The sequence below is a fragment of the Stenotrophomonas sp. SMYL8 genome, assembly GCF_036320065.1.
GTDB lineage: Bacteria > Pseudomonadota > Gammaproteobacteria > Xanthomonadales > Xanthomonadaceae > Stenotrophomonas > Stenotrophomonas maltophilia_A.
In genome coordinates, this window is the sequence record NZ_JAWIRR010000038.1 from 26,317 (window position 1) to 37,432 (window position 11,116).

The window sequence follows — 11,116 nt, forward strand, 5'->3', positions numbered from 1 at the left end:
AGTGAGGCTGGACGGCGCCGCTCTTCTGCAGCGGCCCACCGGAACGCCGCGTCACGCCACAACCATAAGCGGCTTCGAGCCGTACATACCCAAACAACCAAGGAATCAACATGGCAGAAGAGCGTCAGCAGCGGGGTCGCGATCGCGACCGTAACCGCGAAGAGAAGATCGACGACGGCATGATCGAAAAGCTGGTCGCGGTCAACCGCGTCAGCAAGACCGTCAAGGGTGGCCGCCAGTTCACCTTCACCGCCCTGACCGTTGTCGGCGACGGCGAAGGCAAGGTCGGTTTCGGTTATGGCAAGGCCCGCGAAGTGCCGGTCGCCATCCAGAAGTCGATGGAACAGGCCCGCAAGAACCTGGTCAGCGTTGACCTGAACAACGGCACCCTGTGGCACACCATCAAGGATGGTCACGGCGCAGCCCGCGTGTTCATGCAGCCGGCTTCGGAAGGTACCGGCGTCATCGCCGGCGGTGCCATGCGCGCCGTGCTGGAAGCGGTTGGCGTGAAGAACGTGCTGGCCAAGGCCACCGGTTCGCGCAACCCGATCAACCTGGTGCGTGCCACCGTGAAGGGCCTGTCTGCTGCGCAGTCGCCGGCCCGCATCGCGGCCAAGCGCGGCAAGAAGGTGGAGGAACTCAACCATGGCTAATGAGTCCAACAAGACTGTCAAGGTCCGCCTGGTGCGTGGCCTGCGTGGCACCCAGTCGCGTCACCGCCTGTCGGTGCGTGCCCTGGGCCTGAACAAGCTCAACGATGTGCGTGAACTGAAGGACAGCCCGCAGGTGCGCGGCCTGATCAACAAGGTTCAGTACCTCGTCCAGGTTGAGGAGTAATCGACCATGACTCTGCGTCTCAATGAACTGAGCCCGGCACCGGGCGCCCGCACCGAGCGTACCCGCGTCGGTCGCGGTATCGGCTCGGGCCTGGGCAAGACTGCCGGCCGCGGCCACAAGGGTTCGTTCGCCCGCAAGGGTGGCGGCAAGATCAAGGCTGGCTTCGAAGGCGGCCAGACCCCCATGCAGCGTCGTCTGCCGAAGATCGGCTTCCGTTCGCCGATCGCCAAGGACACCGCTGAAGTGCTGCTGTACGCGCTGGACAAGCTGCCGGCCGGTGAGATCGACTTCGCCGCCCTGCGTGCTGCCAAGCTGGTCCCGAGCACTGCAAAGAAGGCCAAGGTCGTCGTCAAGGGCGAAGTGACCAAGGCGTTCACCCTGAAGGGTATCGCTGTCACGGCTGGTGCCAAGGCTGCGATCGAAGCTGCCGGCGGCAGCGTAACGGAGTAAGAAAATCATGGCGCAAGCTGGCATCGGTAACCTCGCGGGCGGAATGGGCAAGTTCACTGAACTTCGCCAACGTTTGCTGTTCGTCGTCGGGGCTTTGATCGTCTATCGCATCGGCTGCTACGTGCCGGTGCCGGGCGTCAATCCCGATGCCATGCTTGCCATGATGCAACAGCAGGGCGGCGGCATCGTGGACATGTTCAACATGTTCTCGGGCGGCGCCCTGCACCGTTTCAGCATCTTCGCGCTGAACGTGATGCCGTACATCTCGGCATCGATCGTGATGCAGCTGGCCGTGCACATCTTCCCCGCCCTGAAGGCGATGCAGAAGGAAGGTGAGTCCGGCCGCCGCAAGATCACCCAGTATTCGCGCATCGGCGCCGTGCTGCTGGCAGTGGTGCAGGGCGGCTCGATCGCGCTGGCCCTGCAGGGCCAGGTCTCGCCGTCGGGCGCTCCGGTCGTGTACGCGCCGGGCATGGGCTTCGTGCTCACCGCCGTGGTCGCGCTGACCGCCGGCACCATGTTCCTGATGTGGGTCGGTGAGCAGGTCACCGAGCGCGGCATCGGCAATGGCGTGTCGCTGATCATCTTCGCCGGTATCGTCGCTGGCCTACCGGGTGCGATCATCCACACCTTCGACGCCTACCGCGACGGCAACATCCAGTTCATCCAGCTGCTGCTGATCGCCATCGTCGTGCTCGCCTTCACCTTCTTCGTGGTGTTCGTCGAGCGTGGCCAGCGCCGGATCACGGTCAACTACGCGCGCCGCCAGGGCGGTCGCAACGCGTACATGAACCAGACCTCGTTCCTGCCGCTGAAGCTCAACATGGCCGGCGTCATCCCGGCGATCTTCGCCTCGAGCCTGCTGGCCTTCCCGGCTACCCTGGCCATGTGGTCCGGCCAGGCTGCCAACCAGAGCAGCTTCGGCCAGGTCCTGCAGAAGGTCGCCAACGCGCTCGGCCCGGGCGAGCCGCTGCACATGATCGTGTTCGCTGCGCTGATCACCGGTTTCGCGTTCTTCTATACCGCGCTGGTGTTCAACTCGCAGGAAACCGCCGACAACCTGAAGAAGTCGGGCGCACTGATTCCGGGCATCCGTCCGGGCAAGGCCACTGCCGATTACATCGACGGCGTGCTGACCCGCCTGACCGCGGCCGGCTCGGCCTACCTGGTGATCGTCTGCCTGCTGCCGGAACTGATGCGCACGCAGCTGAACGCCTCGTTCTACTTCGGTGGTACTTCGCTGCTGATCGTGGTGGTGGTGGTGATGGACTTCATCGCCCAGGTGCAGGCGCACCTGATGTCCCACCAGTACGAGAGCCTGCTGAAGAAGGCCAACCTGAAGGGCGGCAACCGCGGCGGTTTTGCCCGCGGCTGATTGGCCTGTTATACTTTCGTCTTCCTGACGTGATGGTCCCTCCGCTTCGCGGACTCCGGCCACACAAACGAAGGGCGGCCCCCGCAGCGGTTCCGGGTGGGGGTGTGATGAGGTGGTCCCGCGCTGGAGTAGCGCGGGCGGCCCCGGGGGAAACCCCAGGTCCAACCCCATCCGGCGCCGGAGCCTGGGCACACTCCCCAGGCCGGGTTCATGAAACCAATGGTTTCACGGGCTTCCATGTAAACCGGAACCTTGTTAGTATCGCTAGTTCACTTTTTTGATCCATCCTGCCGGATTGGCGTGCCCGAGGCGCGCTGTCGGCCATCACTCAGCTGGAGAACCGCGTCATGGCGCGTATTGCAGGCGTCAACCTGCCAGCCCAGAAGCATGTCTGGGTCGGGTTGCAAAGCATTTACGGCATCGGCCGTACCCGTTCGAAGAAGGTCTGCGAAGTCGCAGGCGTTGCTTCGACCACCAAGATCCGCGATCTGTCGGAGCCGGAAATCGAGCGCCTGCGCGCCGAAGTCGGCAAGTACATCGTGGAAGGCGATCTGCGCCGTGAGATCGGCATCGCGATCAAGCGCCTGATGGACCTGGGCTGCTACCGCGGCCTGCGTCACCGTCGTGGCCTCCCGCTGCGTGGCCAGCGCACCCGTACCAACGCCCGCACCCGCAAGGGTCCGCGCAAGGCGATCAAGAAGTAAGGGACTGAGAAATGGCTAAGCCCGCTGCTAAGACCAAGAAGAAGATCAAGCGCGTCGTCACCGACGGCGTTGCCCACGTCCACGCTTCGTTCAACAACACCATCGTCACCATCACCGACCGCCAGGGCAACGCTCTGTCGTGGGCGACCTCCGGTGGCGCTGGCTTCCGCGGTTCGCGCAAGTCGACCCCGTTCGCTGCCCAGGTGGCTGCTGAAAAGGCCGGTCGTGCTGCGCTGGACTACGGCGTGAAGTCGCTGGAAGTCCGCATCAAGGGCCCGGGTCCGGGCCGTGAGTCGGCCGTGCGTTCGTTGAACAACGTCGGCTACAAGATCACCAACATCATCGACGTGACGCCTATCCCGCACAACGGGTGCCGTCCGCCGAAGAAGCGTCGCGTCTAAAGGGAGCGATAAGAAATGGCTCGTTATATCGGTCCTACCTGTAAGCTCGCCCGTCGCGAAGGCGCCGACCTGTCCCTGAAGAGCCCGGCGCGTGCGCTGGACTCGAAGTGCAAGCTGGAGCAGAAGCCCGGCCAGCACGGCGCCACTGCCCGCAAGGGCAAGCTGTCCGACTACGCCACCCAGCTGCGTGAAAAGCAGAAGGTCAAGCGTATCTACGGCCTGCTGGAGCGTCAGTTCCGCAACTACTACAAGAAGGCCTCGACCAAGAAGGGCAACACCGGCGAGAACCTGCTGCAGCTGCTGGAAACCCGCCTGGACAACGTCGTCTACCGCATGGGCTTCGCCGTGACCCGTCCGGCTGCCCGTCAGCTGGTGTCGCACCGCGGCGTCACCGTGAATGGCAAGTCGGTCAACCTGGCTTCGTACCAGGTCAAGGCTGGCGACGCCATCGCTCTGTCTGAAAAGGCTGCCAAGCAGCTGCGCGTCCAGGAAGCCCTGACCGTCGCCGCCCAGCATGACCTGAGCCCGTCGTGGGTTGAAGTGGATTCCGGCAAGTTCACCGGCATCTTCAAGGCTGTTCCGGATCGTTCGGATCTGCCTGCGGACATCAACGAAGCGCTGATCGTCGAGCTGTATTCGAAGTAATTCACATTGGAGAGCCCCCGGCGACGGCCGGGGGTTCACTAGGAGAACCCGCAACATGACGGTTACCGCCAACCAGGTTCTGCGTCCTCGCGGTCCGCAGATCGAACGCCTTACCGACACCCGTGCAAAGGTCGTTATCGAACCTTTGGAGCGGGGTTACGGGCATACGCTGGGTAATGCCCTGCGTCGCGTGCTGCTGTCGTCCATCCCGGGCTTCGCCATCACGGAAGTCGAAATCGACGGCGTGTTGCATGAGTACACCACGGTCGAAGGTCTGCAGGAGGACGTGCTCGAAGTCCTGCTGAACCTCAAGGACGTGGCCATCCGTATGCACTCTGGCGACAGCGCCACCCTGTCCCTGTCCAAGCAGGGCCCGGGCGTTGTCACCGCTGCCGACATCAAGGTCGACCACAATGTGGAGATCCTGAACGGCGAACACGTGATCTGCCACCTGACCAAGGATACGGCGATCAACATGCGTCTGAAGATCGAACGTGGTTTCGGCTACCAGCCGGCTGCCGCGCGTCGTCGTCCGGACGAAGAAACCCGTGCCATCGGCCGTCTGGTCCTGGATGCCTCGTTCTCGCCGGTCCGCCGCGTCGCCTATGCCGTGGAAGCGGCCCGCGTCGAACAGCGTACCGACCTGGACAAGCTGGTCATCGATATCGAGACCAACGGCACCATCGACGCCGAGGAAGCCGTGCGCACCGCCGCCGACATCCTCAGCGACCAGCTGTCGGTGTTCGGTGACTTCACCCACCGCGACCGCGGTGCAGCCAAGCCGGCCAACAACGGCGTGGATCCGGTCCTGCTGCGCCCGATCGACGATCTGGAGCTGACCGTGCGTTCGGCCAACTGCCTGAAGGCTGAAAGCATCTACTACATCGGCGATCTGATCCAGAAGACCGAAGTGGAGCTGCTGAAGACCCCGAACCTGGGCAAGAAGTCGCTCACCGAGATCAAGGAAGTGCTGGCTCAGCGCGGCCTGTCGCTCGGCATGAAGCTGGAGAACTGGCCGCCGGCCGGTGTCGCCAGCCACGGCATGCTGGGCTGATATCGGTAATGCCTGAAGGCTCCACCGTTCGCGGTGGGGCCTTCAACGCAACACACCATGCCACGACGAACCCCAGGTTCGCGCGGCAGGTCGCCCAGGACGGGTGGCCAGGACCAACCGCAGTCCGCGCAGCAACGCCAGGATGGCGACAACGATCCGCACAGTCTCATCATTAACCAAGGAATATCACCATGCGTCACCAGAAGTCTGGCCGTAAGTTCAGCCGTACCAGCGCCCACCGCGAAGCGATGTTCAAGAACATGGCTGCCTCGCTGTTCAAGCACGAGCTGATCAAGACCACCCTGCCGAAGGCCAAGGAACTGCGCCGCGTTGCCGAGCCGCTGATCACCCTGGCCAAGGTCGACTCCGTCGCCAACCGCCGTCTGGCCTTCGCCCGCCTGCGCGACAACGAAGCCGTGGGCAACCTGTTCACCATCCTGGGCCCGCGCTACGCGAACCGTCCGGGTGGCTACCTGCGTCTGCTGAAGTGCGGCTTCCGCGCTGGCGACAACGCGCCGATGGCCTACGTCGAGCTGGTTGACCGTCCGGTCGTGGCCGAGGAAGTGGCCGAGTAATCGGACCGCTCCAATGCGACACAGCGAAAGCCCGGCCTCTGCCGGGCTTTTGCGTTTCCGGGGGCGGATCCCTTTCTGCAGGACAGGGCTCTGACCCACACCGTTCCGACAGGCGTCACCTGTGGCGGTTCGAATGGCGCGCACTCTCGGTTACGCTTGGCGCCTGATCCATTCGAGCGTTGACGATGAATCCACTGCGCTGGCCCTTCCGCGCCCAGTTCTTCCTGGGCTTCCTGATCTGCGCGGGCCTGCTTGGCTACGCGATCTTCCTGCAGCTGAAGATGGGCCTGGAGCCGTGTCCGCTGTGCATCTTCCAGCGCCTGGCCTTCGCTGCGCTTGGCCTGCTGTTCCTGATCGGTGCACTGCATGGTCCGTCCAACCGCCCCGGACGCGCGACCTATGGCGTGCTGGCGTTCATTGCCGCCGCAGTGGGCGTGGGCATCGCCGCGCGCCACGTCTACGTGCAGATGCTGCCGCCGGAAATGGGATCCACCTGTGGCCCGCCGCTGGCCTTCCTGAGCGAAACCATGGGGCCGCTGGAAGTGTTCCGCACGGTGCTGACCGGCACTGGCAACTGCGGCAACATCGACTGGACCTTCCTCGGCCTGACCATGCCGATGTGGTCGGGCGTGTGGTTCGTGCTGCTGGCGCTGTGGGCGCTGGTGGTGTCGCTGCGCAAGGTCAAGCGCTGAGGCAAGGTAGTGCCGGCCGCTGGCCGGCAACCTCGTGAACGACGGCAGCTTTCCCGTAGATGCCGGCCAGCGGCCGGCACTACCACGGTCCGTTCTCAGAAATCCTGCTGCAGGCTCATGTAGGCGCCGCGGCGCGGTCCCCATTGCGGAGCGAACACGCCGACGCCACCGCCATCGCGCAGCTGGTAGCTGCGGTCCAAAGCGTTGATCACCGCCAGCTGCACGTGCAATGGATGGCCGCTGTCGGCATTGAAATCGTGCCCGGCGCTGAGGTTCACCTGCAGGTACGACGGCAGCTCGCCGCCGTTGGGTACGCCTTCGATGTCCGAACGCAGGCCGCTGCCGAACACGTAGTTGGCACCGATCCGGTTGTGCCCGGCGAAGGCGTAGCTGAGGCCACCCGACGAGGTCAGCTTCTGGTCGTGGTCGAGGTGGATCCAGTGGTTGGCCACATAGGCCAGCGCCTCGGGATCGAGGTTGTACTGGCTGGTGATGACATCCGTACCGATGGCTTTGTTCAGCGCGGCATTGAAGTAGGCACTGAACGGGCCGTTGCTGTAGTCGGCACTGAACTCCAGGCCACGGATGTGTCCGCGGCGGTAGTTGAAGGTCGAATAGATGTAGGCGGCGCCGAACTGGCCTTCGTCCTGCAGGCGCGCGACGCGGCGGTCGTAAGCGTCCAGGCCCAGGGTCAGGTGTTCACCCAGCTGCTGCGAGACGCCGATGTCGTAGTAGTCGCTGCGCTCGGCCAGCGGCGTGTTGTTGCCGCCGCTGGGCTGCTGGTTGGTGGTGCCGTCGTACAGGGCGATGTCGCTGCTGGCGATCAGTTCACTGGCCGGTGGCGTGAAATAGCGCGAATAGCCGGCATGCACGGTGGTGCTGTCGCTGGCATTCCAGACCACGCCCACGCGCGGGCTGAGCTGGCCCTCGGTGCGGCCGAAGGCCTTGTAGCGGTCACCGCGCAGACCGTAGTTGACGGTCCAGTCGTCGCCGATTTTCCACTCATCCTGTACGTACAACGCCAGCGTGCTGGCATGGAAGGCGCTGTGGTCAGGAATCAGCAGCGGCGTGGTGCTGGACTGCTGGCCGCCGTCATCAACCGGGAACACCCAGCTGTTGCTGCTGGCCCGTGCGTTCTCGTAGTTGCCGTACAAGCCGTAGCGCAGCGTGTGGTCGTTGCCCAGTGGTGTGGAGAAGTCGGCCTGCAGGGTGTTGGCACGGTTGCTGCGCTGGACCTGCGAGGCGACGCCACTGAACACCAGATCGCCGATGACGTCCGGATTGAACGCCACATCGCTGTAGCGCTGCCCGGCCGACAGTTGGTAGGCGGTGCTGCCCAGCGTGCCCTGCAGTACCAGCATGCCGAAGCGGGTGGTCTCGCGCTGGGTCTCATCCAGCTGGCTGGAATCGAAGGTGGTGGTATCGAGATAGCCGAATTGTGGCGTCTGCCCCGGATTGACCGGAATCTGGAAGCGGTTGTTGGCGAAGCCGGCGAACACGCTCAGGCGGGTGTTCTCGTTGACCAGGTAGGTCAGGTCGGCGAAGGCCTTGCCCTGGTGGGTGTCGTCGTGCAGCGGTTTGCGCGAGTTGGTGGGGTTCTCCAGGCCGACCTCGTTCTGGTCGTAATTGCCGGTCAGGAACCAGCTCCAGCGTCCCTGGTTGCCCCACCACGAGGCATTCGGGTTGATCTTGCCGAACGAGCCCGCGGTCAGCCCGGCACTGCCACCGTTGCCCAGCTCGGCGCCATTGCGGGTGGTGATGTCGACCACCGCCGCGGTGCGCTCGCCGAACTGCGCCGGCAACGCGCCGTCCATCAGGCGGATGCTCTTGATGGTGCGCGCATCCAGGGTCTGGCCGAAGCCGGAGATCGATTCGGGCAGCAATACGCCGTTGATGCGGTACTGCAGGTTGGCGTGGTCGCCGCGCACGTGCACGCCGCCATAGGAATCCTGGACCACGCCGGGTGCCTGCAGCAGCACCTGGCTGAGCGGCGCGGAGGCGCCCAGCGGCTGCTTCTGGATGTCCTCGGCGCTGATCTGGTACTGGCTGCTGCCGATGTCCGGCGACAACGCGTTGCGGGCCTGGTCGAGTTGGGCGCTGACGGTGACCGTGTCCAGGTCCTTGACCGCAGGCCCGGCGCCATCGGCGGCGGCCGCGAAGGCGGGCAGGCTGGCCAGGGCCAGGGCGAAGGTGATGCCGGTAGCGAGGGGCGAGGGCTTCATGATGGGAAGAGTGATGGCAGGGCGTGGAAGGGGCCGGTCCATGACGTGGAAGTGTTACTCCGTAACAGATCATGCGCCTGCCTTGAGCGGCTGACCATGCTGGATCTGGCTGCTCGCATCGGCCTTTCCCTGCCGTTCAGGCGGCCTGGCCGAGCAGGTCGGCCCTTTGCGCCAGCGGCTGGCTCTGCGACCATGACCGCCCCCCATCCCGGAAGTCTGCAATGAGCCTGTCCGCCGTTCCGCCCGTGCCCGATCCCGCCGCAGCCGCCACTGGCGCCGCCTGGTCGCCGGAGAGCTGGCGTGGCAAGACCGCGCTGCAGATGCCGACCTACCCGGACCCGGTGGCGCTGGACGCCGCCCTGCACGAGCTGAAGCGGCTGCCGCCGCTGGTGACTTCCTGGGAGATCCTGGCGCTGAAGCAGCAGCTGGCCGAGGCGCAGGAAGGCAAGCGCTTCCTGCTGCAGGGCGGCGACTGCGCGGAGAACTTCAGCGACTGCGAATCGGGCACCATTTCCAACCGGCTGAAGGTACTGCTGCAGATGAGCCTGGTGCTGGTGCACGGCCTGCGCCAGCCGGTGATCCGCGTTGGCCGCTTTGCCGGCCAGTACGCCAAGCCGCGTTCGGCCGATACCGAGACCCGCGACGGCGTGACCCTGCCAAGCTACCGCGGCGATGTGATCAACGCCCCCGCTTTCACTGAAGCAGCGCGTCTGCCGGACCCGAAGCGGATGCTGCAGGCCCACGCGCATTCGGCGATGACGATGAACTTCGTGCGTGCGCTGATCGACGGTGGTTTCGCCGACCTGCACCACCCCGAATACTGGAACCTGGAGTGGGTAAGCCACTCGCCGCTGGCGGCCGATTACCAGAAGATGGTGGCCTCGATCGGCGATGCGGTGCACTTCATGGAGACCCTGGCCGGGGCCCGCGTGCACAACCTCAACCGCATCGACTTCTATACCTCGCATGAAGCACTGCTGCTGCCCTACGAGCAGGCGCTGACCCGCCAGGTGCCGCGCCAGCAGGGCTGGTTGAACCTGAGCACGCATTACCCGTGGATCGGCATGCGCACGGCTGCGCTCGATGGCGCGCACGTGGAATACCTGCGTGGCGTGCGCAATCCGATTGCGATCAAGGTCGGCCCGTCGGTGACGCCGGACCAGCTGCTGCGCCTGATCGATGTGCTCAACCCGCACGACGAACCGGGTCGACTGAGCTTCATCCACCGCATGGGTGCGGCGCAGATCGCCGAGAAGCTGCCGCCGCTGCTGGATGCCGTCAAGCGTGATGGCCGCCGCGTGCTGTGGGTGTGCGATGCGATGCATGGCAACACCGAAAGCACTGCCAATGGCTTCAAGACGCGTCGTTTCGACAATGTGCGTGGCGAAGTGGAGATGTCGTTTGATCTGCATGCGGCCGCGGGCACGCGCCTGGGTGGCGTGCACCTGGAGCTGACTGGCGAGGACGTGACCGAATGCACCGGTGGCGCGCGCGAACTGACCGAGCGTGACCTGGAGCGTGCGTATCGCTCAACGGTGGACCCGCGGTTGAATTACGAGCAGTCGCTGGAGATCGCGATGGCGATCGTGCGCAAGCAGGAGCAAGCGCGGTAAGGGGTTTTCGGCAGGGCTTGCAGCCCTGCACCTGCTGCAATCAACGTCAACGGCAAAAGTCGAAGCAGCGGCAACAGCATGCATTCCGTGGGCTGGCGGGGCGGTGTCGGAGTGCGGGGACGCTGCAAGTACGTCCCTGTAAGCTTGGCAGCCGCATCCATGCGGCTGACACCCCGCACTCCGACACCGCCCCACCTTCGACAGGTTCAGGTCGCTATTGGTGGGTGCCGACCGTTGGTCGGCACATCTGTCAGATGTCGCATGAATCATCCACGCATGACGTGGATCTACTGGCAACTGCGGCGATTGGCATGCGCGGCTGTTGGTAGGTGTCGACCGTTGGTCGACACGATTTTTCTGTCAGATAGCAGTATTCAAAATGGGCTCCGACCCCGTGCCGACCAACGGTCGGCACCCACCATCAGCAGCAGCTTCCGACAGATCGCAGAAAACTGTCGAAGGCGGGGTGGGTCCGGTTGCGGGGGCGTGAGCCGCATGGATGCGGCGACCGAGCTTACAGGGACGTACTTGCAGCGCCCCCCGCAACC

The 11,116-nt window shown here is 64.6% G+C and carries 12 protein-coding genes; 11 read left to right on the forward strand and 1 reads right to left on the reverse strand.

Annotated elements, in window-relative coordinates:
- Positions 1 to 110: 110 nt before the first annotated feature.
- The 10 genes from rpsE (at position 111) to V3B25_RS20300 (ending at position 6,733) form a co-directional block, all read left to right on the forward strand.
- Entirely contained in the window at positions 111 to 653 is a 543-nt protein-coding gene (rpsE, locus tag V3B25_RS20255) for a 30S ribosomal protein S5 (protein ID WP_005408213.1), read from the forward strand.
- Complete coding sequence (gene rpmD / locus V3B25_RS20260; protein ID WP_005408214.1) at positions 646 to 837, forward strand: 50S ribosomal protein L30; 192 nt, start codon at positions 646 to 648, stop codon at positions 835 to 837. The genes rpsE and rpmD overlap by 8 nt, the downstream gene beginning before the upstream one ends.
- A 6-nt stretch (positions 838 to 843) precedes the next feature.
- Positions 844 to 1,287 carry a 50S ribosomal protein L15 gene (gene rplO / locus V3B25_RS20265; protein ID WP_329811452.1) on the forward strand — a complete coding sequence of 148 codons (444 nt, stop codon included), beginning with the start codon at positions 844 to 846 and terminating at the stop codon, positions 1,285 to 1,287.
- Between the two features lie 7 nt (positions 1,288 to 1,294).
- Complete coding sequence (secY, locus tag V3B25_RS20270; protein ID WP_005408215.1) at positions 1,295 to 2,662, forward strand: preprotein translocase subunit SecY; 1,368 nt, start codon at positions 1,295 to 1,297, stop codon at positions 2,660 to 2,662.
- 347 nt (positions 2,663 to 3,009) lie between these two features.
- Positions 3,010 to 3,366 carry a 30S ribosomal protein S13 gene (rpsM, locus tag V3B25_RS20275; protein WP_004154500.1) on the forward strand — a complete coding sequence of 119 codons (357 nt, stop codon included), beginning with the start codon at positions 3,010 to 3,012 and terminating at the stop codon, positions 3,364 to 3,366.
- Positions 3,367 to 3,377: 11 nt separating this feature from the next.
- Entirely contained in the window at positions 3,378 to 3,767 is a 390-nt protein-coding gene (rpsK, locus tag V3B25_RS20280) for a 30S ribosomal protein S11 (RefSeq protein ID WP_004145443.1), read from the forward strand.
- Positions 3,768 to 3,782: 15 nt separating this feature from the next.
- Entirely contained in the window at positions 3,783 to 4,412 is a 630-nt protein-coding gene (gene rpsD / locus V3B25_RS20285) for a 30S ribosomal protein S4 (protein ID WP_004145446.1), read from the forward strand.
- Positions 4,413 to 4,467: 55 nt separating this feature from the next.
- Entirely contained in the window at positions 4,468 to 5,466 is a 999-nt protein-coding gene (gene rpoA, locus V3B25_RS20290; protein WP_010483975.1) for a DNA-directed RNA polymerase subunit alpha, read from the forward strand.
- Positions 5,467 to 5,657: 191 nt separating this feature from the next.
- Entirely contained in the window at positions 5,658 to 6,041 is a 384-nt protein-coding gene (gene rplQ, locus V3B25_RS20295) for a 50S ribosomal protein L17 (protein ID WP_005408217.1), read from the forward strand.
- A 185-nt stretch (positions 6,042 to 6,226) separates the two neighbouring features.
- Positions 6,227 to 6,733: a disulfide bond formation protein B gene (locus V3B25_RS20300; RefSeq protein ID WP_010483974.1), complete on the forward strand. Its 507-nt coding sequence runs from the start codon at positions 6,227 to 6,229 to the stop codon at positions 6,731 to 6,733.
- Positions 6,734 to 6,828: 95 nt separating this feature from the next.
- Here the strand turns inward: V3B25_RS20300 and V3B25_RS20305 are convergent, their stop codons facing one another.
- Complete coding sequence (locus V3B25_RS20305; protein ID WP_329811453.1) at positions 6,829 to 8,955, reverse strand: TonB-dependent receptor; 2,127 nt, start codon at positions 8,953 to 8,955, stop codon at positions 6,829 to 6,831.
- A 221-nt stretch (positions 8,956 to 9,176) separates the two neighbouring features.
- On the opposite strand from V3B25_RS20305, the gene V3B25_RS20310 reads away from it, so the two are divergent.
- Positions 9,177 to 10,568, forward strand: a complete 1,392-nt coding sequence (locus V3B25_RS20310; RefSeq protein WP_329811454.1) for a 3-deoxy-7-phosphoheptulonate synthase class II — start codon at positions 9,177 to 9,179, stop codon at positions 10,566 to 10,568.
- Positions 10,569 to 11,116 lie beyond the last annotated feature (548 nt).